Here is a 24,979-nt window from a genome sequence, read left to right on the forward strand (position 1 = left end):
ATGAGGTGGCCCCCGGGAGGATCCGGGGGCCACCTCATGGCCGTTTCGGGACGGTCACGCGCAGTTGGCGCCGTCCGATCACTCCCTTCCCGGCGGCCTTGGTGGCCGCGTCGACTTCAACCCGGGCGCACACTGCGTGAAACGCGGGGCCGGACCCCACCGCTAGGCTCCCCCGACGTCGCGGCGGCGCAGCGCGAAGACGGCGAGCGCAACGAAGAGGACGTTCAGGCCCGCCAGTCCCCACAACGCGCCCCAGTCCACGCCGTTGGCCACCGGCTGCCCGCCGAGTGCCCAGTGGTACGGGGAGAAGGCGTGCATCCATTGCAGGTCCTCGCCCTGGTTGCCCAGCGCGTTGAGCATGTAACCCCCGACAGCCACCAGGGCGCCGGCCGCGGTTCCGTGCGTCCGGTGCCCGCCCGCGGCCCCGCCCAGCAGCGCCGCGGTACCGCCGAGCAGCACCAGCAGCAGGAACTGCGCCACCGCCTGGAAGAGAATTCCGGGATCAAGTCCCAGCTCCGAGGGCCCGTTCAGCGCGAGCACCCCCGCATAGATCACCGCCATCAGGAAGGCCATGCGCAGCAGCAGCGCCAGGGACCGTTCCAGGACCACCTGGGTGCGCGTCACCCCGTGGGCGAGCGTGAGCTCCAGCAGGCCGGCATCCTCGTCCTCGCCGATGGCCGCCGCCCCGGTGCCGATGGCCACGGCCGAGGTGAGCATGAATCCCAGCAGGCCGAAGAAGGTCGCCTGGGCGTAGCCGGCGCCCGTCGCGATCTGGTCGTAGTTCAGCGCCCGGATCAGCTCCTCGGGCAGCGAAGCGAGCAGCTTTTCCATCTCCGGCCCGGCCATGGACGGGTAGAGCGGAAGATAGAGCGCCAGCACGGACACAAGCACCAGGGCCCAGACGAGCGTGGAACGCCAGGAGTCCAGCAGCGCCTTGCCCGTCAGTGGCAGGAACGGGCGGCGGGTGGCGGGCGTCATGGCCGCGGCTCCCCCGCGCGATGGCGTCCGTTGCCGGGAGGTGAGCCATAGAGCTCCAGCACCGCTTCCTCCAGGTCCGGCTCCTCAAGGACCAGGTCGAGCACCTGGATCCCGGCCAGGGCGTGCAGTAGCGCACCGACCTCGCCGGAGAATTTCGCCTCGAGTGTGCAGGCCCCGTCGCCGAGCCGTTCGGTGTCCAGCAGCTGAAGGCCGGGTAGCGGTTCCAGCGCCCCGGCCAGCGCCTCCGGGTCGGTGGCGGCCAGGACGCGCAGCCGGCGACGGGCGCCTGCCCGCAGCTCCTGAACCGTGGCCGTGCGCACGATGAATCCGTCGCGCAGGATCGCCACGCGGTCCGCGGCCTGTTCGATCTCGCCGATCAAGTGGGAGGAAAGGAAGAGCGTTTGCCCGCGCCCGCGGGCGTCCTCGACCATCCCGAGGAACTCCCGCTGCATCAGCGGGTCCAGGCCGGAGGTGGGTTCGTCGAGGATCAGCAGCTCCGGATCGTGCATGAATGCCTGCACCAGTCCGAGCTTCTGCTTGTTGCCCTTGGAGAGCTTGCGCGACTGCCGGTCCAGCTCGAGTCCCAGCCGTGAGGCGAGTTCCTCGATGCGGCCGGGTGCCACGGGTCCGCTGATGGCGGCAAAGTGGTCCATCATCCTCCGCCCGGTGATCCGCCGCTCCAGGGCGAGTTCACCCGGCAGGTACCCGATGCGGCGGCGGATCTCCGGGCCTGCCCGGCGCGGATCGGCGCCCAGCACCCGCACGGTCCCGGCCGTGGGCCTGATGATGTCCAGCAGGCAGCGCATGGCGGTGGTCTTGCCGGCTCCATTGGGACCGATCACCCCGAAGACGCTGCCGCGCGGGATCTCGAAGTCGATGCCGCGCAACGCCTCGCGCCGGGCGAAGCGCTTGGCAAGACCCTGCACCGAGATGACGTTCTCCATGCCGCTTCCCCTCCGGGAGCGCCTGCCACGGGCTTCCCCTTATGCTTCATTGTCGGTCCTGAGGAGGATCCACACCATAGGCCCGAAAGCCATGGGCGTTGTTGGCCGCGGGCCGACTCAATTGAACGGGGATTATTCCGTCGCCGCCCGCCTGATTTTGTGCCCGACGTTCACGGACAGACTGCCTATTCCGCGAAGTTACTCGACCAGTTTGCCGGCGCTCGAGACCTCCTTGATCAACTCGGCGATTTCCTCCGGAATCTCCGGGATCGGCTCATGCACCATGCCCTCCATCGGTGACCACACCAGGTTGACCCGCAACCCCGGGTCCATCTCCGGGTAGTCGCTGCGGTTGTGGCAGCCACGGGTCTCGCGGCGTTCGATCGCGGCCTCGAGCGTGGCGCGGGCTGCCAGTGCCGACCCCTTGAGGTCGAATGCGTGGGCCAGGTCCTGGTACCCGGCGATGTCCGGGTGGATCCCGACGTTCCCCATGCGCTCCTCGATGTCGTCCAGCTTGGCGAGTCCTGTCAACAGGCCTTCCTCATCCCGCACAACGCCAGCGTGGTCTGTCATCATGTTCCGGATGGCACGCTGCAGCTCGCGGACGTTTTCCTGCCCGTCGGCCGCGAGCAGGTCATCGATCTCCGCCCGCGCGCCGGTGATGGCGCCAGCCGAACGCGGCTGGGAGTCCAGGGAGGCCGAGTACTTGGCCGCGGCGCGGGCCACGATGCGGCCAAAGACCAGCAACTCGATCAGCGAGTTGCCGCCGAGCCGGTTGGCTCCATGCAGTCCGCTGGAGGCCTCTCCTATGGCATAGAGGCCTTCGACGTCGGTGCCGTGATCGTCCGGGCGAACCCAGACCCCGCCCATGGAGTAGTGCGCGGTGGGCGCAATCTCGATGGGATCGGCCGTGATGTCGAGCATCTGGGTTTCCATCATGGTCTGGTAGACGCGCGGCAACCGCTCCATGATGGTTTCGCGGGGCAGGTGCGAGATATCCAGCCAGACGCCGCCGTTCTTGGTGCCGCGGCCCTCCTTGATTTCGGTGTACGCGGCCAGGGCCACGCGGTCCCTGGTGGAGAGCTCCTTGCGCACCGGGTCGTAGCGTTCCATGAACCGCTCCCCCAGGTCGTTGCGCAGGATGCCGCCCTCGCCGCGGGCTGCCTCGGAGATCAGGGTGCCGGCGGCGTTTTCCGGTTCGATGATGCCCGAGGGATGGAACTGGACCAGCTCGGGGTCGCGCAACCGGGCGCCGGCGTCCACGGCCAGGCGGAAGGCGTCCCCGGTGTTTTCGTCGCGGCGGGAGGAGGTGCGGCGCCAGATGCGGGTGTGGCCTCCGGCGGCAAGGATGACCGAGTCGGCATGGATGAGGTAGCGCTTGCCGGTGTTGATGTCGAAGCCGTAGGCGCCGAAGACCTGGTTGTCTTTCACCAGCAGCCGGGTGACGTACACCGAGTCCAGGATCGGGATCTGCAGCTGCTCGGCCCGGTTCACCAGGCTGCGCTGGATTTCCAGGCCGGTGTAGTCTCCGGCGAAGGCGGTGCGGCGGAAGGTGTGCGCGCCGAAGAAGCGCTGCGAGATGCGGCCGTCCTCCTCCCGAGCGAATCCCATGCCGTAGCGTTCCAAATCATGGATTCCCTGCGCGGCACCTCGGGCCACGATCTCCACGGTGTGCGGGTTGGCCAGGAAGTAGCTTTCCTTGATGGTGTCGGCTGCATGCTGCTGCCAGCTGTCGTCCTTGTCCATGGTGCCCAGCGCCGCGTTGATGCCGCCGGCGGCAAGCGAGGTGTGGGCATCGTTGCGCGGGCGCTTGCCCAGGGCGAGCACGTCCACCCCCATTTCCGCCAGTTCAATGGCCGCCCGCAGGCCCGATCCTCCGGTGCCGATGACCAGGACCGTGGTGGAAATCTGTTGCTCATTCGCGTTTGTTGTTCTCATGTATTCAACGCTAAGAACCGGATCTTGATCCGTCCAATGAATTGTTTGACTCGTTTCAATGCGGATACGCTATCGAACATGAACCTGGAACAGCTCCAAAGCTTCGTGGAAGTCGCTCGCATCGGTCATTTCACGCGCGCCGCTGCGCATCTGCACCTTGCCCAGCCCTCGTTGAGCCGGCAGATTTCCACCCTCGAGTCGGACCTCGGCTCCGAACTCTTTCATCGGGCACGGGGCAACATCACACTGACGGATGCCGGGGAATCGCTACTTCCGTTGGCCAGGCGCATGCTCGCCGATGCGGATACGGTCCGCTATGAGATGCAGGAACTGGCGGGCCTGAAGAAGGGTAGGGTCCGTCTCGGTGCCACCCCGACTCTGTGTATCAGTCTGGTTGCCGACGTGCTGACCTCGTTCCATGTCGCCTACCCCGGCATCGATCTCCACCTGACCGAGCAGGGCTCTCGCGGCCTGCTTGATGAATTGGCCGGCGGAGCCCTCGACATCGCACTCATCACCACCTCGGAGGACGGCGCACCCCCTGCCACCAGTCTCCAGCGGACCCCGCTCCTTACGGAAGAACTCGTGGTCATCTCCTCGATGCGGAGTCCGATCCTGGAGGACCGCCAGTCCCTCACCCTGAAAGAACTGGCGGCCATAGAACAAATCACCTTCCATGAAAGCTACGACCTGCGTGCAACAACCATGCAGGCTTTCCATGCCGCGGGCCTCACCCCCAAGGTCGTGCTCGAGGGCGCCGAAATGGACGCCGTGCTGCGGTGTGTGGAACGCGGGCTCGGTGTCGCGGTCGTTCCCGCAATGGTCATGGTGGACCGGCCCGGGCTGCGCTCGGCCAGGCTCACCGCACCGAGCCTTTCTCGCACCATCAGCCTCGCACACCGCAACGACGTGACCCCGACACGCGCAGCCCAGGCCATGCAGGAAATGATCATCGACACCGCGGACATCCTCGCCTCGGCCAACCGCGCCACGACAGGATTGATCACCCGGGCGCCGCAGCAATGAGCCGCGCATTGCCCGCTGCTCAGCGGCACGAGTCGTTGCCGGCCCCAACGTGGCGGTGCCAACACTAGATTCAGCCCTGAACGCGGCTATGGACGATTAGGCTTGAAGGCAGGCCCATTCGCACCCAATACGAGGTGCCCCGTGGGCCCTAAACAACTTTTCGAGGATTCCCTTGCCGTTCACACTGGCCCACCCGGCTGCCGTCCTGCCATTCCTGCGTCAACCCTTCGTTCCGATCGCCTTGGTTGCCGGAGCCATGGCCCCGGACATCCCGTACTTCGCCATGGTGTCTTCCACCAGTGACGCCTGGTACGCACCCATGCTGAATGGTGCCAACTCGCACGACCTTTCCCAGATCCTGACCGTTGGCTTGCCGCTGGCGCTGGTCTTGGCCGGGTTCCTGTGGCTCGTGGCCAAACCGCTGCGGTGGGCGCTTCCCGACTCGTGGGTCCCGGACAAGCCGGCGCTCAAGGGCCGCCCGCCCACGAGCGCCCGGGTTGCACTGTGGACGTTCTATTCGCTGATGCTTGGACTTCTCACGCATCTGGCCTGGGACTCGTTTACGCACTCCTACGGCTGGGTCGTTGAACACGTGCCGTTGCTGGCCAGCAAACCCGTTGCCGGAATTGCCATTTACCGTCTCCTGCAACATGGCAGCACCTTGGCCGGTTTGGTGGTCTTGGCCCTTTGGTACCTCAAACGGCAGAGGGCATCGGGCCACCCCGTGAAAACGAGCGAACCCGCTGGCCAAGCGGTCCGCACCATCCTGCTGGCCCTGTTCCTGGTGGTTCCGGCCGTGACTGCGGCTGTCCTTGGCCTGGGCTCGACACCTATCCTGGAGGATTCAGCAAGCGCCGGGTCGTTCCTCTGGATCATCATCACCCGCGGCGGGGCCGCGTTCGTTATTGCCTTGGCTGCCTACGGCGCCGTGTGGCATATCGTGGCCTTGATCCGGAAGCTCCGCGCCATGTCCAGGGCCCGCGCCTAGCCCCTCCACCAATGGTGGCGTTGTCCATCTTCACTTGCTATGTTGAAGAATACCGACGCCGGTTTCCCTGCGGAGGGGAAGGCATCCACCATGGAGTGCCAAGCCACCGGCCGTTTCGAAGCCGCAGAGTGTTGCCAAGGACCGATCAAGGCCAAGGCATCTTTTCTCCGGCGCTTCTCCTGATGGGTAAGGAAGTCGCCACCATGACGGGCACCACCGATTCAGCAGTAAACCTCGCGGCAGCCATCGCCATTGCCGCGGACAACGTCCGCAATGCGGGCGGTCCCTTCGGGGCGCTGATCGTGGCCGCCGACGGATCACGCTTCGAGGGCGTCAACAGGGTCACCGCGAACAACGACCCCACCGCCCACGCCGAGGTCACGGCCATCCGCGCCGCCTGCAATGAACTCGGAACCTTCGACCTCACCGGTGCCGTGCTGTACTCCAGCTGCGAACCCTGCCCGATGTGTCTTGCTTCAGCCCTCTGGGCACGCGTGTCTCGTGTGGTCTTTGCCTCCGACAGGCACGAGGCGGCCGAGGCGGGATTCGACGACGCGGCATTCTACGAATACTTCGAGGGCCGCGAGGCGGAACGAGCCACCCTGATGCCGGTCGAACGCATCACAGACGCCGGGGTCGATCGCCACGAGCCTTTCGCGTTGTGGGCTGCCCTCGACACCCGCATCGAGTACTAGGCACGGCGAGTCCGTTGAAATTCACCGACCGCAACCGCCAGCCGGCCAGGGACGGCACGCCCCCACCGAGCACCCGCATCTCGATGCCAAAACCCCCGCTGCGAAGTCGGCGAGCCCGGCTCCGGGTTCCGGTCGCTCATGTGGCTAGTACCGGCGGGTCCTCCCCTTTGCCTTGCACTCGATGCGATCTCGCTACTCTTGGGCGTCCCCAAGGATTCGAGCCATGCTGAATCTCCATTCCGCGTTGAACACCTCGATGACGGCTGTCGGCGAATCCTTCGCTGTGGCCACCATCGTGGACACCCGGGGTTCAACCCCGCATCCCCGTGGAACCTCGATGCTCATCCACGAGGATGGCCGGATCACCGGGTCGCTTTCCGGCGGCTGCATCGATGCGGCCGTGCACACCGCGGCGCTCGAGGCCATGGCGCAAGGGACCTCGCGCCGGGAACATTACGGCTATTCACCCACCGATCCTTTCGCCACCGGACTGATGTGCGGAGGTGAAGTGGACGTGCACATCGCACCCTTTGACGCCGGTTCATCCATGCACCGGCTGCTGGAAACCTATGCTTCGCTCCCGTCAGCGGAACCGGTGGCCCTGGTTCGCCGGATCGATGCAGGGTCTTCCGACTGGACATTGATTTCGGATCCCTCCACCCTGTCCGTTTCCGGCCTGGCCGGGCTAGTGGCCCCGTTGGCGGGAGAAGACGGCAGTTCGCAGACCGCCAGGCTCTGCTTTCCGCTCATTGCCGCCGGCCGCACCGGAGTCATCAAGCTCGACCAGGAATCCGGTTCCTGCAGTGCCGGGGCCGTCGAGCTGTTTGTCGAGTCGCGGCTCGCCCCGCCACGCATGATCGTTTTCGGGGCCAACAGCTATGCTGAGGAACTGCTGAAACTGGCCCCTGCGCTCGGTTACTCCTCCACGCTGTGCGACGCCCGCGCCGCCTTCACCCTGCAGCCGCGCTTCGGGGTTGCCGACGAGATCTCCACGCTCTGGCCGCATGACTACCTGGCCGGCGAAATTGCCGCCCGACGCGTCGATGAACGCACGGTGTTATGCGTGCTGACCCACGACCCGAAATTCGACATCCCGTTGCTGGCCCTGGCGCTGGGGCAGCCTCTCGCCTACGTGGGTGCCATGGGCTCGCGGACCAGCCACGAATCCCGCATGAGCGAGTTGCGGGCAGCCGCTGTCCCCGAAAAAACGCTGGCCACCCTGCACTCCCCCATCGGTCTTGACCTGCAAGCCGCCACCCCCGGCGAAGTTGCCATCGGGATTGCCGCGGAGATCATCGCCAGCAGGTCGCCCCTGGCCACGGGCTCCGCCCTGAACACCCTGTCTGGCCCCATCCACGGCGGAATCCCCGGCAGCCTTTCTGCCAACGAAGCGTCCCACCAACCCGCCAACCCGGAGGCCCCGGCATGGACCTGAACACGGTCGGCCATGGTTCCGACTGCCATCCATTCCGCCAGCGGCCTACCGCGACGACAACCCCGGACTCCCCGCATGGAGCGCTGGGCGCACCGCTCGTTGAGGAGATGCTCGTCGATGGCACGGCGAAGGCCACGACCGACGTGTTGCGGCAGTAGCACGTCCCCACCGTTACCGATATAGCCGCTACTTCCAGCCGAGTGCCTCCAGGTCGGCGACGGTGTCGAGGTCCAGCCCGGTGTCCAGGTCCGAGCAGTCGACGAGGTCGACTAGTTCCCGGTTGGCGGCCAGGTAGTCCCGCGCCCCGACATCGCCCGAGGCTGCCGCTGCCGCCGCCCGAATGTGCTCCGGGGCGAAGAGCACGGGGTGTCCGCGCCGCAACGACGCGTCGTCCCGGCGGTAGCCGGCAGCGGTGATCCGCCCTGCACGGTGTTCAGATGCTATTCGGCGGACAAGGGCTGCGCTCAGGCCAGGTTGGTCCACCAGCGCCACCAGCGCAGCCGCCCCGTCGGGGACAGCGCCCATGCCCAGCGCAAGAGACGACCCCATGCCGGTGGCCCAGAGTTCGTTTATCAGCACCGTGGCACCGGGTTCGTTGACCTGCTCCCTGACCCGTGTGGCTTCGGCCCCCAGAACCACCACGACCCGGGTGCAACCTCCGTCCCGGAGCGCGGCAAGTGCGGAGCCCAGCAGATTCTGGCCGTTTGGGTTGCGCAATAGCGCCTTGGGGCCGCGGCCCAAGCGCGATCCCGCGCCGGCGGCCAGCAGCACGCCCACCACGGGAGGGCTCTCATTGGGGCTGGTCATCTGCCCATCCTAGGTCCTAACGCGGATCAGTGCCCCACAAGGCCGGGGCCTACGCGGGCGCCTACGACCGGACACGTTGAAGGGGACGTTTCCTTATTGGAAGCGTCCCCTTCACCGTTGGACAACGGGAATTTCGGACCTGTTACGGCTCGGTGATGAAGCCCTCCGCGACCATCCATTCGAAGGCCACGTCCGCGGGCTCGCGGCCGTTGACGTCGACCTCCAGGTTCATCTCCTGGAGTGCTTCGTCGGTGAGCAACGGGGCGATCTTGGCAAAGACATCCTCGATGCCCGGGTATTTGTCGGAAAATTCCCCGAAGAAGACCGGGGAAACGTTGTAGGCGGGGAAATACCCCAAGTCGTCCTCCAGAACCGTCAGGTCCAGGGCCTTGATGCGGCCATCGGTGGTGAAGACCTCGCCGAAGTTGCAGGCACCGTTGTCGGTGGCACTGTAGATCGCCCCGGTGTCGTAGAGCCCCACATTGGTGTCGGGCACCGACTTGGGGTTGCCGCGTTCCAGCCCGTACAGCTCGAGCATCGGATTCAGGCCGTCCGCCCGGGAATTGAATTCCGCGTCAACACAAAACGTCAGGTCCTTGGGATCAAGGTCCTTGAGCTCGGAAAGCTTGCTGATCCCGCCGAGGTCCTCTACGGCTTCACTGCGCACGGCCATGGCGTACGTGTTGTTCATGGGTGCGGGCTTGCCCCAGAGGATCCCGTTCTCCTCGAGGTCTTGGTCGTGCACCACCTGCCACTGCTCGGACTGGTCGGCGATGCCTGTTTCGTGTCCCAGGTAGGTCAGCCAGGCGGTTCCCGTGTATTCCCACAGCACGGAGGCCTGGCCGGACACCAGCAGCTCACGGGCCGGTTGGCTGCCGGGAACGCCCGTCAGGTCGTTGACCTTGAATCCGGCGGCTTGGCCGGCCAGCACGGCAATCTTGCCCAGGATCAACTGTTCGGTGAACGACTTGCTTGTCACCGTCATGGTGGGATTCCCCGGGAGGTCGGGAAGCGGGCTAATGCTCCCCTGCCCGGCGGGCGGCACATACGAGCCCGCGGAGGACAGTCCACATCCGGTCAGCAGCACGCCGGCCGCCGCCACGAGTGCGGTTGACTTGATCCATTTTCCTGCATTCATCTCTAAAGTCCTTTCGGCCGGGCGAGCTGCTCCACGACACGGCCAAGCCAGTCGATGAGCAGCGCCAGCAATGCCACCAGCAGGGATCCTGCAATCAGCACGACCGTGAGGTTCAGGTTCACGCCGGTGGTGATCAGGATGCCCAGACCGCCGCCGTTGATGAAGGCGGCGAGGGTGGCGGTGCCAACCAGCAAGACCAGCGCGGTGCGGATGCCCGAAAGCATGACCGGGACAGCCAGCGGCAACTCGACCTTGAACAGCACGGCCATGGAACTCATGCCCATGCCGCGCCCCGCCTCAACGAGGCGTTCGTCAACCTGCTTGAGTCCGACCATGGTATTGGTCAGCACCGGCAGGATCGCATATAGCACCAGTGAGATAACGGCAGCCCAATATCCGAAGCCCACCAGGAACGCCAGGATGACGACCAGGCCAATGGCCGGGGCCGCCTGACCGATGTTGGCCACTGCCATCACCGGGTTGGTGAACCTGCGCATCGAGGGGCGGGTCAGCACGATCCCCAGCGGGATGGCGATGACCAACACGATGAGCGCTGCCACCACCGTGAGGTTCAGGTGCTCGACGGTGTAGCCCCAGAGGACTGCCGGGGCCAGCGTGGTGCGCTCGGTCTCGCTCAGGTCCGAGTTGGCCAGCCAGATCGCCACGGCGGCCAGTGCTGCGAGGATTCCCAGCAACTGAAGCCCCAGCACCAGCCACGGACGCTGTACGGGGCGGCTCGGCTCGGTGATCTGGGCGAGGTTGGAGCCAGCGGCAAGGGTACTCATCGCGGCTCCTCCGTACTTTGCGGCTCCGCCGCCACGGCATGCTCCACGGCGAGGGCCGGAATGGCGCCGGAGTTCAATCCAACGGGTGCCTCGGAACCGTCCGCGGCCGCGGCGTTGGCCTGGGAGATGGCCTCCATGATGGTCTGCACGTTGATCAAGCCTCGGAAGACGTCGCGCCTGCCCGTGACGACGGCGGTCTCGGAACTCGAAACCAACATGGTGTCCAATGCGTCATTCAGGGTGGACTGGTCGCTGACCGATGGCATCGACTCGTCGATGGTGTCGTCGACCACCTGCAGGCGGGAGAGCTGGCGACGGGTGAGGCGTCGAATGGGCCGGCGGCGTTGGTCCAGGACCACCGCATACGATGCTCCCTCGCCCTGGAGCCGGGATAGTACATCGCTGGCCAACTCGCCTGGCAGCGCGGTGATCGCATCCATAAGTGCGACCTCGTTCACCCGGGTCAGGGTGAGCTGCTTGAGGCCGGCACCGGAGCCAATGAAGTTCTCCACGAACTCATTGGCGGGGTTGGCCAAGACGCGCTCCGGCGAATCGTACTGGACCAGCTGGGCACCCTCGTTGAAGACGGCGATCCAGTCGCCCAGCTTTACCGCCTCATCGAAGTCGTGCGTCACCATCACGATGGTCTTCTGCACCTCGGACTGGATGTTCAGCAGTTCGTCCTGCAGGCGCTGGCGGGTGATCGGGTCAACTGCGCCAAAGGGCTCGTCCATGAGCAGCACCGGCGGATCGGCGGCCAACGCCCGCGCAACGCCCACGCGCTGCTGCTGCCCGCCGGAGAGCTCCTTGGGATAGCGATCGCGGTAGATGGCCGGATCCAGCGAGACCAGCTCCAGCAGCTCATCGATGCGGGCAGCGATCTTGTCCTTTTTCCAGCCCAGCATCTTGGGAACGATGGCGATGTTCGCTGCCACGGTCATATGCGGAAAGAGTCCCCCGGCCTGGATGACATAGCCAATGCGGCGGCGCAGTGTGTCGCCGTCCATCTTGGTGACGTCTTCGCCGTTGATGACGATCTTTCCGCCGGTGGGCTCGATGAGCCGGTTGATCATTTTCAGGGTGGTCGTCTTGCCGCAGCCCGATGGGCCAACGAGCATGACGATGCTTCCTGCCGGGATCTCGAGGGTGAGTCCGCCGACGGCAGGCTTGACCTGGCCGGGGTACTGCTTGGTGACTTCGTCAAGCAAGATTGATGCGCCAGTGATGGCGTCAGAGGATTCAGACACGGATACCTCGCGGAGTGGTAAGTCGGCCGATGCCGAGCAAAATGAGATCGAGAATGAAGGCCAGGATGACCACGCCAATGACTCCGACCAGCACTGAGTCAAAGGCCTTTGCTCCACCCAGGCGGGAGAGGCCGGAGAAGATGAATCCGCCGAGGCCGGGGCCCAAGGCATAGGCGGCAATCGCGGCAACGCCCATCACCATCTGGGCCGATACCCGGATGCCGGACAGGATGACGGGCCATGCCATGGGAAGTTCAACCGTTGCCAGGGTGCGCATGCGGCTCATGCCGATGCCGCGGGCAGACTCAACCACTGACGGGGAGATGCCGGCCAGGCCGACGATGGCATTGCGGACAATGGGCAGCGCGGCAAAGAACGTCACCACGATGACGGCGGGGGTCACGCCGAACCCGAATGGGGCGATCAACAAGCCGATCGCAGCGAACGAGGGGATGGTCAGGCCAATGGCCGAGACCCCGTTGGCCAGGGAAGACAAAGACTTATTGCGGTAAACCAGCGCCGCAATCACCACGGCGATAATCGTCGCGAGGATCAGACACTGCGCAACTAGCGAGAAATGTTGCCACGAGGCGAACAATATTTGGCGGAATCTTTCGCCAATGAATTCAAACACATCAAAACCTGCTTCACTTTGGTTACGTAGCCTGCTCTCATCGGCCCGAAGGCCTCAGATACCGTGCAAACATACGTGAAAGGGGGCTTCATATCTACTTGGGAGCGCCTCGGGCAATCCATCGAGATTGAATGGGAATTGATGGCTTTATCCGGGAATTATCCGTCCAAAGCGGTATTTGAAGAGTCGAAGGATATCACCACGAACTGTCGGAAAATCCTTGAAAACATAGGGCTGACAATGGATCTGGTCTCCTCAAGTGAGTGTCTCCCGATCCTACTCCGCGTGTCCCCGGCCCGACAGCCCGCCAAGCGTCCCGAAGAGCAAAACACTGAGTCAAAAAAGTAGTGGCCCTCACATCAGAACGTCGGATTCCGGCTTGCCGCATGGTTCATCAACCATCTGCGCATTGGACACCGCTGAGAGAAAGGGGAATTCCTGTCCGGAGGCGGGACAGGCAGGGTGCCCATGGCCGTTGGCGCCAGCCTGGCCGCTCCGGAACAAGGCCCACCATGGACCCATGGAGAACATCTTCGTGCCACGACAGAATTCGCGCGTCCTTGCCCTTTCAACGACGTCGAAATCAATACTCGAGGCCCATTCGGGGCATCTCACCGCCGTTCGTTTATTCACATTCGGAAGGTGCCAATCCCAACATGTGAATCGTCGATTAATTCCTTTCATTCCGGTCTGTGCAGCCCGCCAGAGCGAACGGTGGAATGCAGTAAATGTCATCGTGGCCATCGGGGGCCGGACGCTGAAGGGCGATTCACCTTTCCTTCATTCGGGCCGTTGTGGTTCCGTCATGGTGCCGCAGCCCGGCATCACCACCGCCGGGGGCCTGTTCGCGTACCGGAATGTGTTGGCGGAATATTCCCGGCCGTGTTACACATTAAGCCTGTGTGTCCGTAACTCCCCATGACCATCCAATACAGTGCCTCTGGCCGAATTAATAAGGAATTAGCCGTGGATGATCTTGCACAATCGGAACGAACTACCCTGGCTTCCCCCGCCTATGCTGTCGATATGATCGCCAACCTGGGTCGCGTCACCCTCGACTGGCGACACAAAGCCATACCAGCCACCTTCCAGGGGCAAAGCGCCGCCGAATTCACTTCGGGGGACGTGGAGCTTTCCCAGCTGCAAACGCCGCTGTTGACCCTGGACCTCACGGCCATGACCCACAACCTCAAGCAGATCTCTGCCTGGGGCAGCGCGCGCGGGGTGTTGTTGTCCCCGCATGGCACCACCACCATGGCCCCGCAATTGTGGGCCGAACAATTGGAACGCGGCGCGTGGGGCATCACCTTGGCCAACTACGCCCAAATGCGTGTGGCACATGCCCATGGCATCGCGAGGGTGCTGCTCCCCAATACGCTTTCCGACCCGAGGGCCATCGCCTGGGTGTCCTCGGTGACCGGGGACGATTTCGAAGTAGTCTCATGGGTCGACTCGTTGCAAAGCGTGGAGCTGCTTGAAACCACGCTCACGCAACTGGCCGCAAGCATGGAAAGCACGCCCACTCCCCTGCGGGTGATGGTGGAGCTCGGCGGCTCCGTCGGCCGCACCGGCGCCCGTACCATCAATGAAGTACTGGACATCTCCCGCGCCGTTGCCGCATCCACCCACCTCATCCTTGTGGGCATCGGCGGCTATGAGGGTACACCGGCCCACGGCGCCGACGAGGCCGCCCTGCAAACAGTGCGTGATTACCTGGTGCAGATGTTCAAGGCGCACAAACTCATTTTGGCGTCCGGGCACTACGCCGCCGGGGCGAATTTGATCTTGAGCACCGGTGGCAGGGCCAGCTTCGAGGATGTTGCATCGATGCTGTCACCCGCCATTGACGCCGGCACCGGCGCCGGGGGCCGTCGGATCGATGTCTTGATCCGGTCCGGGGACTACCTGGTGCATGACGACCGGTTCCACCGCGGCATTTCACACTTCGCCCGCCAGCGCATTGCCCCGTTTCGCGCCGCCATGCACGGCTGGGCCCGCGTGGTTTCGCAGCCCGAGGCGGGTCTGGCCCTGCTCGACGGCGGCAAGCGCGATTTTCCCTTCGATGAGGGACTGCCCGAACCAGAAATGATCGGTCCAGATCTGGGCAGCGAAATGACCGAGTTGGTCGGTGCGAGCATCGTGACGCAATACGACCAGCACTCTTTCCTGCGCTTCGATCCGGCCACCACCACGGTAAAGGTCGGCGACGTGATCCGGCTGGGCCTGTCCCACCCCTGCACTGCCTTTGACAAGTGGTCGTTGATCCCGGTCCTCGAGGACGCAGTGGAGGACCAACGGGTCGTCTCCCTAGTTCACACCTTCTTCTAATGCGGATCGATGCTGTGCGCCCGCTCCCGGTGCGCACAGCCATCACCCGCACCCGCATCATCGACGGCTCCGGGAGCGCCGAATACGCCGGCGACGTCGTGCTCGAGGACGGCCTCATTTCACGCATTCTCCCGGCCGGGGCTTTCATCGAGGACGGCGACACGCTGGTCATCGACGGGTCTGGCCTGGTCACCTGTCCAGGATTCATCGACATGCACGGGCGCTCCGAGCCGACCCAGCCGACCGGTCCTGCCCACCATGCAGCCCTCACGCAGGGCGTGACCACCTTCGTCCTGGGGCAGGAGAAGCTCTCCCCGGCACCGCACGTAGAAGCCCCGGAATCGCGTGCACCACTTGACTGGCCGTCTGTGGGCCAATACCTTGACCGGATCGACGAGGGAACAGGCGCCAATGTGGCCTGCCTGGTGCCGCTGGGGACCGTGCGGGCCGTTGCCATGCGAGGCGTAGAGGGCGCGTCCGTGGCCGAAATGATTGCCGCCCAGGCCAAGGCCATTGCCGATGCCTTGGAGCAGGGCGCGGTGGGCATGTCCTCCGGCCCGGAACATGACCCGGAGCCTCGCGCAACCGCAGCGGAGCTTGAGGCCTTGGGCACGGCCATTGCCGCCTGCGGCGGCTATTGGTCCCCGGAACACGACCCGCACCACGGCACTGTGCTGGAAGCCGTGGCCGGCAGCATCGCCGTGGCCGCCAGGACCGAGGTGTCCCTACAACTGGCCCATCTGCGCATGGATGCCGGGGCATCCCCGGGTACGGTTGCGGAACTTCTGGACATGCTTGACGCGGCCCTGGATGCCGGCGTCGACCTGGGCTGCGATTCCCACCCCTACCTCGAGGTCCCCGGGCTCCTGTCCTCGTTGTTGCCTTCCTGGGCACGGGAAGGGCACACCGCCGACATCCTGGCCCGCTTCGACGATGCCGATGCCGTGGCGCGGATCCGGGCCGAGGTCCAGGCCGATCCGAACATCGACTGGAAAGCGGTGCGCATCGCCTCGGTGGGTTCCGCACGGCTGTCCATGTTGGTGGGCCAGGACATCACCCGGATTGCCGCGATCCAGTCAACCGACGTGGTCACCACTTTCCTGCGCATCCTGGGCGCCGACGAGCTGGCCACCGGCATCCTGCACCGCACCGGGAACGAGGAAAACCTGCGGGCCATCATGGGGCACCGCAGCCACAGCGGGTCCGGTCCCGGAGTGCCTGTGGCCGCTGCCCACCCAGGTACCTGGGGGGCCTTTCCGCGCTTCATGGCGCAGTATGCCGGGGAAGCGGGACCGATGGACATGCCGGGGATGATCCACCAGCTCACCGGCCGTCCAGCGGCCCGCCTGGGACTTGTCGGTCGCGGTTTGCTGGCCGAGGGGAACGCCGCCGATGTGCTGGTCTTCTCTCCGGATGTCATTATTGACAGGGCCACCTTTGCCGATCCATGGCAACCGGCGGCAGGAATACAGCACGTGTTCGTCAACGGCGTGGCCGCCGTTTCCGAGCACCTACCCACTTCGGCCCTCGCCGGCCGGGCGCTGCGACGCAGCGCGAAAGGAAGAACGCAATCCACATGAACACGCCGGAAATGATCCAGATGCTCCAACGCGACAAGGCCCTGGCGGTGGTCCGCACCGAAGCGATCACCGACGCCGCAGAATTGTGCGGCGCACTGGTCTCCGGGGGCATCTACGCGGTGGAACTGACCTTCACGACCCCCGGGATGCTCACCCACCTGGCCCGCGCCGCCGACACCGTGCAGACCCACGGAGCAGTGGTCGGAGCCGGAACCGTGCTGCACGCCGACCAGGCTCGCGCCGCCATCGATGCAGGGGCCCAGTTCATCGTCGCCCCCGGCATCCGCCCGGAGGTGGCCGAGGTCGCCGCACAGGCCGGGGTGCCATTTTGCCTGGGGGCCATGAGCCCGACCGAAGTGGCCATGGCCCTTGACCTTGGCAGTGCCATGGTCAAGATCTTCCCCGCCGCAATCATGGGTTCGCGCTACCTCACCGAGTTGCAGGGGCCCTACCCGGGCGTGCGCCTGCTGCCCACCGGCGGGGTCACCCTGGCCAATGCCAAGGAGTTCCTGGAGGCAGGGGCGCTGGCTGTGTGTGTCGATTCCTCGGTGGTTCCCGGAGCACTGGTGGCCGCTGGCGAACACGAGGCCATTGCCATGCTTGCAGCCGAATTCACTGCCGCCCTGCGCTAGCGGCACCCGCGGGAAAAGAAAAAATGCGTCACCGGTTCCGGCGCATCGGTGCCCATGTGATGGGATAAGGGCATGAAACTTGCCACATTGCGCCGGGCCGATGCGCCCGAAAGCACCTTTGCCGCCTTGATCACCGAGAAGAACTTCAGCGAGCTCGAGGGCTTCGCCGATGTGGGGGCCTTCCTGGCCGCCGACCCCGAGGCCCGCACCGCGGCATTGGGTGTAGCCGCCACCGGCGCCGTCGCCGAGCTGGCCGACGCCGACTACGCCCCGCTGATCACCAACCCGGCCAAGGTGTATTGCATCGGGCTGAACTACCGCAACCACATTGCCGAAGTCGGCAAGGAGGAACCCGAGTTCCCCACGGTCTTCACCAAGTTCGCCTCCTCGTTGACCGGGGCCAACGACGAGATCGAGATCCCGGCCGAGGACCACCGCATCGACTGGGAGGGCGAGCTCGCCGTCATTATCGGCGAACCCGGGCGCCGCATCTCCGAGGCCGATGCCCCCAAGCACATTGCCGGTTACGCGGTCTCCAACGACGTGTCCATGCGCGGCTACCAAGGCCGCACCACCGAATGGACCCAGGGCAAGTGCTGGGACGCGGCTTCGCCATTGGGCCCATGGCTGGTCAGCCCAGAGGACTTCGCCACGGGTGCGAAAATCACCACGCGCGTGAACGGGGAGATCGTGCAGGAAGATTCCACCGCCGACCTGGTCTTCTCCCCCGCGGCGCTGGTGGCCTACCTGTCGGTGTTCAATGAGCTGCGCCCCGGCGACGTGATCCTCACCGGGACCCCCGCCGGCGTGGCCCTGGGCAGGCGCAACGAGGCCGGACGCCACCCGTGGCTGAAGGCAGGCGACGTGCTGGAAACCTCCATCGAATCCCTGGGCACCAGCAGCAACACCTTTATCTAGGCGCCTGCCGATCCGGGGCGCAGTGGCGGATGGCTCCGTCGTTGGGCCCCGGATCCGCTCTACCGATTACGCCCCGCCCGTGCCCAGCTGCTCCCCGATGACCGAACGCAGCACCACGGCCTGGTTGTGTTCCTCGTCCTTGGCCCCATACAAGAGACACAGTCGCTCCTTGTCGCTGGCTAGGGACAACAATTTCTCCAAGGCCTCCGAACCGTCCAGTTCCTTGCGATAGGCCTTGGCAAAGGCCGGAAATTTCTTGGCGACGTGGCCAAATTGCTTTCGAAGTTCATCGGACGGCCCTGCTTCCTTGAGCCAGAGGTCCAGTTCCGCATCATCCTTCTTGATGCCCCGGGGCCAGATCCGATCCACCAGGACCCGGTAGCCGTCGTCGCTTGCGGCTGCCTCGTAGACTCGCTTGATCACCACGTTGCCCATGGCCGCATGCTACGCCGAAACCACCCAGAGGCCCAGCCAACAACTTTGGCCCCACCGGGCGTCGCGAACGGACACCCCGCATCCGGCGTAACACCGGCCGGATTCCGGCACCGTGAATCGTAGGCTGGGGAACATGACGTTTACCACCTGCGATCTCTTCGACAACGATGAAAACCTGCAATCGGTTTCCCTGCAATTTGAGAATTTTGGTGCCCACCCCCGCTTCAGCGGTCCGGTGCGCACGGTGCGCTGCTACCGGGACAACGGCCTGGTCAAGTCCCTGCTCAACTCCCCGGGCGAAGGCGCGGTGCTGGTGGTCGACGGGGCCGGGTCGCTGGAATCCGCACTGATGGGCGACATGATCGCCGCCGCTGCCGTGGAGAACGGCTGGGCCGGCGTCGTGATCAACGGCGCGATCCGTGACCGTGTGGCCCTGGCCGACACCCCGCTGGGCATCAAGGCCTTGGGCTCGAACCCGCGCAAGAGCGCCAAGGATTCGGTCGGCGCGGTGGACCTGGTCGTGTCCTTTGGCGGGGTCACCTTCGTCCCCGGCGCCATGCTGTACTCGGACGAGGACGGAATCCTCGTGGCCGCCTAAGGGTCCCGGCCCGGTGGTTCGCCCCGCACCCGCTCGAAAACTGAAAGACTAGGGACGGAATGCAGCACACCGGGCACCTCATTGGACCGCTCGACGCGGACGCCGCACATCCAGGCACACGTTGAACACGACTCAAGGAGCATCATGAAGGTCACGATCATTGGCGGCCATGGCAAGGTCGCGCTGTTGGCAGCTGCCCAGTTGGCCAAGCGAGGCGACACCGTCATCTCTGTCATCCGCAACCCCGACCACGCCGCGGATGTCTCCGCCACGGGTGCCACGCCACTGGTGCTGGATGTGGAGAACGCGACGACCGCAGAAATGGCCGAGGCCTTCCAGGGTGCCGAAGCGATTGTCTGGTCAGCCGGGGCCGGCGGCGGAAACCCGGACCGCACCTATGCCGTCGACCGCGACGCCGCCATCCGTTCCATGAACGCCGCGGAGATCACCGGGGCCAAGCGCTATGTCATGGTCTCATTCCTCACCGCCGACACCGAGCACCTGGTGGCACTGGATGACCCGTTCTACCCTTACATGGCCGCCAAGATCGCCGCCGACGAACACCTGCGTGCCAGCGCCCTGGACTACACCATCCTGGGCCCCGGGGCACTGACCCTTGCCGAACCCACCGGTCTGCTGAACCCGATGCCCGACCCCGCGTCGGACACCTCGACCTCCCGGGCCAACACGGCACTGGCCATCGTGGCGGCGCTCGATGAGCCGGCTAGCATCGGCCGGACCATCAACTTCAGCGACGGGGACGTCCCGGTCGCCCAAGTCGTGGCCGCGGGCAACTGACCCGGTTCCTCGGTGAACGGCGGGCCACGCGAGGCGCTGTTCGTTGACAGGCGGGTGGCACGGCGAGCACGATGGGCGAGAGCCCGCCCGCACCTTCGTCTTGGGAGAATCCGCCGTGAACGCACCAGTTCCAAACGCCACCCTGTCCGTTGCAGCCATCCTGGCAGAGGGCGCCAAGCGCCACGGCGACCTGCCGGCCATCACCCTGGGCGGGGCCAGCACCAGCTACAAGGATCTGTGGGACCAGGCGCGAGCCTACGCCGGGGCCTTGCGCGAGGCCGGGGTGACGGACGGGGACAAGGTCGCCATCATGATCCCCAACGTCACCGACTTCGCCCGCGTCTACTATGCGGTGCTGGCCCTGGGAGCCGTGGCGGTTCCCGTGCATGCGCTCTTCAAGCGCCATGAGATCGAATACGTGTTGGGCGACGCCGGGGCGCAGACGCTCATTTGCGCCGCGCCGCTGCTGGGCGAGGGGGCACCGGGTGCGCTGGCGGCCGGGGCGCGGGTCTTCACCGTGATGTCTCCCGAGGCCGGGGATCTTCCCGGTCTTGAGGACCTCGCCAGGGCCGCAACACCCATTGGCACCTACGTTCCGCGCGGGCCGTTGGACATCGCCACGATCCTGTACACATCCGGCACCACCGGCAAGCCCAAGGGCGCGCTTGGCACCCACTTCGCCCTTGTCGAGCAGGTCAACGTGCTGTTGCTGAACACCTTCGACATGCGCCGGGGAGACAAGCTCTTTGGCGGCCTGCCGCTCTTCCACACCTTTGGGCAGACCGTGGCCTTGAACGCGGGGTTGCGCGCCGGCGCCGAGATCCTGCTGCTGCCCAAGTTCACCGGAGAGGCGGCCTTGGACATGGTGTTGGACGAGGGCGTGAACATCTTCATCGGCGTGCCCACCATGTACGTGGGGTTGCTGGCCGCGGCCAAGGTGCGCCCGGAGCCTGCCCCGGCGCTGCGCTACGCGGTTTCCGGCGGCGCTGCCCTGCCGCTGGCCATCCTCGAGGGATTCAGCGAGCACTTCGGCGCGACAATCCACGAGGGTTACGGACTGACCGAGACCTCACCGGTGGCCTCCTTCAACCACGTGGGCATCGAGCCGCGGCCAGGAACCGTGGGCCAGCCCGTCTGGGGAGTCGAGATCGAGGTTGCCCGCCCAGAGGTCTCCGATGCCATCGAGTTGCTGGAAACCGGTGAATTGGGCGAGCTGGTGATCCGCGGACACAATCTCTTCTCCGGGTACCTGAACCGCCCCGAGGCAACGGCCGAAGCCATGGTGGATGGCTGGTTCCGCACCGGGGATCTGGGCACCAAGGACAAGGACGGCTACATCAGCATCGTGGACCGGAAGAAGGACATTATCCTGCGCAACGGCTACAACGTGTACCCGCGCGAGGTCGAGGAAGTGCTGGTCACCCACCCGGAGATCACCAATGCCGCGGTCTTCGGGGTGCCGGATGAAAAGCACGGCCAGGAAATCGTGGCCGCGGTGACCCTTGCGGCAGGGAGCCTTTTGGGTGCCGACGCCATTGGCGACTACGCCAGGGAACGGCTGGCGGCCTACAAGTATCCGCGGCTTGTCGAAATCGTGGCGGATTTCCCGCTGGGCCCCAGCGGGAAGGTGCTCAAGCGCGAGCTGGTCACCCGGTACTCGCACGAGTAGGCGGCCGGGGCGGGAGTTCAGGAACGGGTCGCCACGCCCAGGCTGATCGCACCCTCGAAGCGCGGCGCTCCGGGCAGGTAGAAAGTGTCCAACTCGGTGGTCTGAAACCCTGCATCGTGAAGCATCTCAGCGACGGAACGGGTGAGATGGCAACCTCCGGCCAGCGCCTTCTGAAGGGGTTCGACCCGGCGCTGGAAGCGTTGGACCTTTTCATCGGGGGCCAGCCCATGTTCCAGGAAATGCAGCGCCCCGCCGGGCTTGAGCACGCGGTGGACCTCAGCCAGGGCAGCGGCGGCATCCGGAATGGTGCACAGCGTGAAGGTGCTCAGTGCGGCATCGAAGTACCCGTCGGGCTCCCCCAGCTGCTGGCCGTCAACCGATCCGCGCAGGATCCGGATGGCCGATGCCGCCCGTGCGCCGGCCGATAGCCGCCAGGCGGTGTCGGAGGGCTCAATGGCCACCACCTCCGTCGTTTCCTTCGGGTAGTGCCCCACGTTGCTTCCCGAGCCGAAACCCAGTTCCAGCACCCTACCGGCAAGCCCGGAGCACGCCCGCGTTCGCATCGGGTCCAGGGACTTGGTGCCGCAGGAGAACGCGGCGAGACGAGGCAACACGTGTTTCTCATAGAGATTGGTCATCAGGCCAAAACCTCCGATCGGCCGGATCCTTCATCGCTCATGCCAACAGTCTCTGTGCGGACGGCCCTGCTTGCAAGGGGGCAAGGGCTGTCGGCACAAGGCATGGCACAAATGGAAAAGCCCGGCAGGTGCGTCGTGAAACGCACCTGCCGGGCCATGGTCACCCGCGGGCGACCGGAGGTCTTAGGCGTTCCACAATCCGTAGGAGTCGGCCAGGTCGGCGATCTTCTGTGCACGTGCCAGACGCGGCAGGTAAGAACCATCGCCCACCGTGGCGCCGGCCGCGTGGGCGTCAAGCATGTCGTGTGCCCAGGACAGCTCGTCGGTGCTGGGCGAAAGACCCCGGTTGATCTCATCGACCTGGGTGCGCGAGAGCGCCAGCTTGCCGGTCATGCCCATCGATGCGGTGATCGCGGAGTCGGCCAAGACTTCGGCGGCATCCGCACCCGGTGCAGGAGGCCCGTCGATGGCACCGGGGAGCTTGCCCACGCGCGATGCCACCACGAGCTTGCCGCGGGCGTAGGCCAGAGCCAACGGGTCTCCGGAAACGCCGGTGTCCTTGCGGAAATCGTTCACGCCGAAGGCCAGGCGGAAAGTACCGGGGGCCGAGGCGATCGCGGTGGCGCTCTCGATGCCGAGCGCGGATTCAACCAGGGCTAGCACCGGGGTGCCTGCCTGCAGGCGCATGGCCGTGTAGGTGACCTGCTCGGGCTTTTCGGTCATGGCCAGCATGACCCCGCGCAGGCCAGGGGCCTTGGACAGGTCGGCCAGGTCCTTGGCCCAGAAGTCGGTGTCGATTCCGTTGACGCGCACCCAGGCCGTCATTCCGGTGGACAGTGCCTCGACCACGGCTTCGCGTGCGGCATCCTTCTTGTCGTCCGGAACTGCGGCTTCCATGTCGAAGATGACCGAATCGGCCTCGGACGCGAGCGCCGGGCCGAAGTCCTCGGGCTTCGAGGCGTTGACTAGCAGCCAAGAGCGGGAAAGTTTTGCCGGAAGGTTAGCTGCGCGACGGTTACGGAATGCCATGCCTCCAGCCTACCGACTTCGCGTGCCAAGGTACCAACGCGCGACGTGCAGCAGGCACGCAAAGTCGCCAATGATCGGCAAATGCGTCAACGGTGTGATTAACTCGACCCCCATTTTCGCCGGTTGCGGGAATTGCAGTAGGGTTTTTGAGGCTCTGTACTGGCCGTCACAGGCAACACCAATCTCCACAAGGATAGTCCGCACCATGACTGAAAAAACGCTCGACAAAGCACCGGGCGAAGAGTCCACCGACGGCAATCCGCCACTGGAACGGGCCCTCTCAAACCGCCACATCCAACTCATGGCCATTGGCGGTGCCATCGGCACGGGGCTGTTCATGGGTTCGGGCAAGACCATCTCGGTGGCCGGCCCCTCCGTCATCTTCGTTTACATGGTCATCGGCTTCATGCTTTTCTTCGTCATGCGCGCCATGGGCGAATTGCTGCTGAGCAACCTGAAGTACAAGAACTTCGGGGACTTTGCCGGCGACCTCCTGGGTCCATGGGCTTCTTTCTTCACCGGCTGGACCTACTGGTTCTGCTGGATTGTCACCGGCATCGCCGACGTGGTGGCCATTGCCCACTATGTCGCATTCTGGTGGCCCGACCTCGCCCTGTGGATTCCGGCCATCCTCTGCATCCTGGTCTTGCTCGCATTGAACCTTCCCACGGTCCGAGCCTTTGGCGAGACCGAGTTCTGGTTCGCGCTGATCAAGATCATCGCCATCATGGCCCTGATCGTCGTCGGCCTCGTCATGATCATCATGAGCTTCGAAACCGATGGTGCCCGAGCATCGTTCACCAACCTGTGGGAACACGGCGGGATGTTCCCGACCGGCTTCATGGGCTTTGTTGCAGGCTTCCAGATCGCCGTGTTCGCCTTCGTCGGCATCGAATTGGTCGGCACCGCTGCCGCCGAGACCAAGGACCCGGAACGGAACCTGCCCCGCGCAGTGAACTCCATCCCGATCCGCGTGCTGCTCTTCTACGTCGGTGCTTTGTTCATTCTCATGGCTGTCCGTCCGTGGACCAGCTACTCCGCCGATGAGTCACCCTTCGTGGGAATGTTCGCCTTGGCTGGCTTGGTCGGTGCCGCAGGCGTAATCAACTTCGTCGTGCTCACCTCGGCGACTTCCAGCGCGAACTCGGGCATATATTCCACGTCACGCATGGTTTACGGGCTGGCTCGCGAGGGCGATGCACCCAAGGTCTTCGGAAAGCTCTCGAGCCGCAAGGTTCCGAAGAACGCATTGATCTTCTCCTGCATGTTCCTGCTCGCCGGCGTGGCCCTGCTCTATGCGGAGGGTTCGGTGGCCGAGGCCTTCACCTTGGTCACCACGATCTCGGCGCTGTGCTTCATGTTCGTATGGTCGATCATCTTGATCAGCTACATCGTCTACCGCCGTCGCCGCCCGGAGCTGAATGAGGCCAGCAAGTTCAAGATGCCCGGCGGATTGTTCATGCCCTATGTGGTGCTTGCTTTCTTCGGCTTCATCATCTGGGCCCTGACCACCCAGCCCGACACGCTGATGGCTCTGGTCTTCACCCCTATCTGGTTCGTAGCACTGGGCCTCGGATACCTGATGGTTCGCCGCAACCCGGAGCACGCGGCAATCCGCGCCGAGCACGATGCCAAGGTCGCGGCCGAACACGCAGCACGCAGGGCCCGCCTGCGCGCCTAGCACCCCCACCCCAACGAAGCGGCGGATGCGATGACCCGATTTACGGGTGGTCGCATCC

At 65.1% G+C, this 24,979-nt stretch carries 24 protein-coding genes; 13 read left to right on the plus strand and 11 right to left on the minus strand.

Annotated features, from left to right (window positions below; translation table 11 throughout):
* Positions 1-162: 162 nt before the first annotated feature.
* From ABD687_RS10210 to ABD687_RS10220, 3 genes are all read right to left on the minus strand, one after another.
* Positions 163-978 carry an ABC transporter permease subunit gene (locus ABD687_RS10210; RefSeq protein WP_310291554.1) on the minus strand — a complete coding sequence of 272 codons (816 nt, stop codon included), beginning with the start codon at positions 976-978 and terminating at the stop codon, positions 163-165.
* Positions 975-1,922, minus strand: coding sequence for an ABC transporter ATP-binding protein (locus ABD687_RS10215; RefSeq protein ID WP_310291552.1), 948 nt, complete (start codon positions 1,920-1,922; stop codon positions 975-977). The genes ABD687_RS10210 and ABD687_RS10215 overlap by 4 nt, the downstream gene beginning before the upstream one ends.
* Before the next feature lie 198 nt (positions 1,923-2,120).
* Positions 2,121-3,830: an L-aspartate oxidase gene (locus ABD687_RS10220; protein WP_377700299.1), complete on the minus strand. Its 1,710-nt coding sequence runs from the start codon at positions 3,828-3,830 to the stop codon at positions 2,121-2,123.
* Positions 3,831-3,938: 108 nt separating this feature from the next.
* On the opposite strand from ABD687_RS10220, the gene ABD687_RS10225 reads away from it, so the two are divergent.
* The 5 genes from ABD687_RS10225 (at position 3,939) to ABD687_RS10245 (ending at position 8,162) form a co-directional block, all read left to right on the plus strand.
* On the plus strand, positions 3,939-4,886 hold the full coding sequence (locus tag ABD687_RS10225; protein ID WP_310291547.1) for a LysR family transcriptional regulator: 948 nt from the start codon (positions 3,939-3,941) through the stop codon (positions 4,884-4,886).
* Positions 4,887-5,058: 172 nt separating this feature from the next.
* Positions 5,059-5,874, plus strand: a complete 816-nt coding sequence (locus ABD687_RS10230; protein WP_310291544.1) for a DUF4184 family protein — start codon at positions 5,059-5,061, stop codon at positions 5,872-5,874.
* Positions 5,875-6,077: 203 nt separating this feature from the next.
* Entirely contained in the window at positions 6,078-6,569 is a 492-nt protein-coding gene (locus tag ABD687_RS10235; RefSeq protein ID WP_302264423.1) for a nucleoside deaminase, read from the plus strand.
* 223 nt (positions 6,570-6,792) lie between these two features.
* The gene (locus tag ABD687_RS10240) at positions 6,793-8,004 is read left to right on the plus strand and encodes an XdhC family protein (RefSeq protein WP_310291540.1); all 1,212 of its coding nucleotides are present in this window, start codon (positions 6,793-6,795) and stop codon (positions 8,002-8,004) included.
* Positions 7,995-8,162 (plus strand): hypothetical protein, encoded by a 168-nt coding sequence (locus ABD687_RS10245; RefSeq protein ID WP_310291538.1) that lies wholly within the window; start codon positions 7,995-7,997, stop codon positions 8,160-8,162. Before ABD687_RS10240 ends, ABD687_RS10245 begins: the two co-directional genes overlap by 10 nt.
* 28 nt (positions 8,163-8,190) lie before the next feature.
* On the opposite strand, the gene ABD687_RS10250 is transcribed toward ABD687_RS10245, so the two are convergent.
* The 5 genes from ABD687_RS10250 to ABD687_RS10270 form a co-directional block, all read right to left on the minus strand.
* Entirely contained in the window at positions 8,191-8,811 is a 621-nt protein-coding gene (locus ABD687_RS10250) for a nucleotidyltransferase family protein (protein WP_310291535.1), read from the minus strand.
* A gap of 142 nt (positions 8,812-8,953) precedes the next feature.
* Complete coding sequence (locus tag ABD687_RS10255; RefSeq protein ID WP_310291533.1) at positions 8,954-9,949, minus strand: glycine betaine ABC transporter substrate-binding protein; 996 nt, start codon at positions 9,947-9,949, stop codon at positions 8,954-8,956.
* 2 nt (positions 9,950-9,951) lie between these two features.
* Positions 9,952-10,734 (minus strand): ABC transporter permease, encoded by a 783-nt coding sequence (locus ABD687_RS10260; protein WP_310291530.1) that lies wholly within the window; start codon positions 10,732-10,734, stop codon positions 9,952-9,954.
* A complete protein-coding gene (locus ABD687_RS10265; protein ID WP_310291528.1) occupies positions 10,731-11,981 on the minus strand; it encodes an ABC transporter ATP-binding protein in 1,251 nt (416 codons plus the stop codon). Before ABD687_RS10265 ends, ABD687_RS10260 begins: the two co-directional genes overlap by 4 nt.
* Positions 11,974-12,615 carry an ABC transporter permease gene (locus ABD687_RS10270; RefSeq protein WP_264269488.1) on the minus strand — a complete coding sequence of 214 codons (642 nt, stop codon included), beginning with the start codon at positions 12,613-12,615 and terminating at the stop codon, positions 11,974-11,976. Before ABD687_RS10270 ends, ABD687_RS10265 begins: the two co-directional genes overlap by 8 nt.
* A gap of 966 nt (positions 12,616-13,581) precedes the next feature.
* Here ABD687_RS10270 and ABD687_RS10275 point away from each other — a divergent pair.
* The 4 genes from ABD687_RS10275 (at position 13,582) to ABD687_RS10290 (ending at position 18,073) form a co-directional block, all read left to right on the plus strand.
* Entirely contained in the window at positions 13,582-14,943 is a 1,362-nt protein-coding gene (locus tag ABD687_RS10275; RefSeq protein ID WP_310291524.1) for a type III PLP-dependent enzyme domain-containing protein, read from the plus strand.
* A 14-nt stretch (positions 14,944-14,957) separates the two neighbouring features.
* Complete coding sequence (locus tag ABD687_RS10280; RefSeq protein ID WP_310291521.1) at positions 14,958-16,523, plus strand: N-acyl-D-amino-acid deacylase family protein; 1,566 nt, start codon at positions 14,958-14,960, stop codon at positions 16,521-16,523.
* Positions 16,520-17,155 (plus strand): bifunctional 4-hydroxy-2-oxoglutarate aldolase/2-dehydro-3-deoxy-phosphogluconate aldolase, encoded by a 636-nt coding sequence (locus ABD687_RS10285; RefSeq protein WP_264269492.1) that lies wholly within the window; start codon positions 16,520-16,522, stop codon positions 17,153-17,155. Before ABD687_RS10280 ends, ABD687_RS10285 begins: the two co-directional genes overlap by 4 nt.
* Before the next feature lie 72 nt (positions 17,156-17,227).
* On the plus strand, positions 17,228-18,073 hold the full coding sequence (locus ABD687_RS10290) for a fumarylacetoacetate hydrolase family protein (protein WP_264269493.1): 846 nt from the start codon (positions 17,228-17,230) through the stop codon (positions 18,071-18,073).
* 66 nt (positions 18,074-18,139) lie between these two features.
* Here ABD687_RS10290 and ABD687_RS10295 read toward each other — a convergent pair whose 3' ends face one another.
* Positions 18,140-18,508, minus strand: a complete 369-nt coding sequence (locus ABD687_RS10295) for a DUF488 domain-containing protein (protein WP_310291516.1) — start codon at positions 18,506-18,508, stop codon at positions 18,140-18,142.
* A gap of 133 nt (positions 18,509-18,641) precedes the next feature.
* Between ABD687_RS10295 and rraA the strand changes: the two genes are divergently transcribed.
* The 3 genes from rraA (at position 18,642) to ABD687_RS10310 (ending at position 21,573) form a co-directional block, all read left to right on the plus strand.
* The gene (rraA, locus tag ABD687_RS10300; protein WP_264269495.1) at positions 18,642-19,106 is read left to right on the plus strand and encodes a ribonuclease E activity regulator RraA; all 465 of its coding nucleotides are present in this window, start codon (positions 18,642-18,644) and stop codon (positions 19,104-19,106) included.
* Between the two features lie 141 nt (positions 19,107-19,247).
* Positions 19,248-19,904: an SDR family oxidoreductase gene (locus ABD687_RS10305; RefSeq protein ID WP_310293460.1), complete on the plus strand. Its 657-nt coding sequence runs from the start codon at positions 19,248-19,250 to the stop codon at positions 19,902-19,904.
* 115 nt (positions 19,905-20,019) lie between these two features.
* A complete protein-coding gene (locus ABD687_RS10310; protein ID WP_310291511.1) occupies positions 20,020-21,573 on the plus strand; it encodes a long-chain-fatty-acid--CoA ligase in 1,554 nt (517 codons plus the stop codon).
* 17 nt (positions 21,574-21,590) lie between these two features.
* On the opposite strand, the gene ABD687_RS10315 is transcribed toward ABD687_RS10310, so the two are convergent.
* Positions 21,591-22,211, minus strand: a complete 621-nt coding sequence (locus ABD687_RS10315) for a class I SAM-dependent methyltransferase (RefSeq protein ID WP_310291508.1) — start codon at positions 22,209-22,211, stop codon at positions 21,591-21,593.
* A 183-nt stretch (positions 22,212-22,394) separates the two neighbouring features.
* Positions 22,395-23,240 (minus strand): HpcH/HpaI aldolase/citrate lyase family protein, encoded by an 846-nt coding sequence (locus ABD687_RS10320; RefSeq protein ID WP_310291506.1) that lies wholly within the window; start codon positions 23,238-23,240, stop codon positions 22,395-22,397.
* A 205-nt stretch (positions 23,241-23,445) separates the two neighbouring features.
* On the opposite strand from ABD687_RS10320, the gene cycA reads away from it, so the two are divergent.
* Positions 23,446-24,921: a D-serine/D-alanine/glycine transporter gene (gene cycA, locus ABD687_RS10325; RefSeq protein ID WP_310291503.1), complete on the plus strand. Its 1,476-nt coding sequence runs from the start codon at positions 23,446-23,448 to the stop codon at positions 24,919-24,921.
* The last annotated feature ends 58 nt before the right edge of the window (positions 24,922-24,979 follow it).

Source organism: Paeniglutamicibacter sulfureus, from assembly GCF_039535115.1.
Lineage (GTDB): Bacteria > Actinomycetota > Actinomycetes > Actinomycetales > Micrococcaceae > Paeniglutamicibacter > Paeniglutamicibacter sulfureus.

What these genes read in the sequence shown, in the direction of transcription:
- ABD687_RS10225 (WP_310291547.1), top strand. Translation starts at nt 3,939, where the DNA reads ATGAACCTGGAACAGCTCCAAAGCTTCGTGGAAGTCGCTCGCATCGGT.
- ABD687_RS10255 (WP_310291533.1), bottom strand. Translation starts at nt 9,949, where the DNA reads ATGAATGCAGGAAAATGGATCAAGTCAACCGCACTCGTGGCGGCGGCC.
- ABD687_RS10315 (WP_310291508.1), bottom strand. Translation starts at nt 22,211, where the DNA reads ATGACCAATCTCTATGAGAAACACGTGTTGCCTCGTCTCGCCGCGTTC.
- ABD687_RS10250 (WP_310291535.1), bottom strand. Translation starts at nt 8,811, where the DNA reads ATGACCAGCCCCAATGAGAGCCCTCCCGTGGTGGGCGTGCTGCTGGCC.
- cycA (WP_310291503.1), top strand. Translation starts at nt 23,446, where the DNA reads ATGACTGAAAAAACGCTCGACAAAGCACCGGGCGAAGAGTCCACCGAC.
- ABD687_RS10245 (WP_310291538.1), top strand. Translation starts at nt 7,995, where the DNA reads ATGGACCTGAACACGGTCGGCCATGGTTCCGACTGCCATCCATTCCGC.
- ABD687_RS10240 (WP_310291540.1), top strand. Translation starts at nt 6,793, where the DNA reads ATGCTGAATCTCCATTCCGCGTTGAACACCTCGATGACGGCTGTCGGC.
- rraA (WP_264269495.1), top strand. Translation starts at nt 18,642, where the DNA reads ATGACGTTTACCACCTGCGATCTCTTCGACAACGATGAAAACCTGCAA.
- ABD687_RS10215 (WP_310291552.1), bottom strand. Translation starts at nt 1,922, where the DNA reads ATGGAGAACGTCATCTCGGTGCAGGGTCTTGCCAAGCGCTTCGCCCGG.
- ABD687_RS10285 (WP_264269492.1), top strand. Translation starts at nt 16,520, where the DNA reads ATGAACACGCCGGAAATGATCCAGATGCTCCAACGCGACAAGGCCCTG.
- ABD687_RS10210 (WP_310291554.1), bottom strand. Translation starts at nt 978, where the DNA reads ATGACGCCCGCCACCCGCCGCCCGTTCCTGCCACTGACGGGCAAGGCG.
- ABD687_RS10320 (WP_310291506.1), bottom strand. Translation starts at nt 23,240, where the DNA reads ATGGCATTCCGTAACCGTCGCGCAGCTAACCTTCCGGCAAAACTTTCC.
- ABD687_RS10290 (WP_264269493.1), top strand. Translation starts at nt 17,228, where the DNA reads ATGAAACTTGCCACATTGCGCCGGGCCGATGCGCCCGAAAGCACCTTT.
- ABD687_RS10295 (WP_310291516.1), bottom strand. Translation starts at nt 18,508, where the DNA reads ATGGGCAACGTGGTGATCAAGCGAGTCTACGAGGCAGCCGCAAGCGAC.
- ABD687_RS10235 (WP_302264423.1), top strand. Translation starts at nt 6,078, where the DNA reads ATGACGGGCACCACCGATTCAGCAGTAAACCTCGCGGCAGCCATCGCC.
- ABD687_RS10260 (WP_310291530.1), bottom strand. Translation starts at nt 10,734, where the DNA reads ATGAGTACCCTTGCCGCTGGCTCCAACCTCGCCCAGATCACCGAGCCG.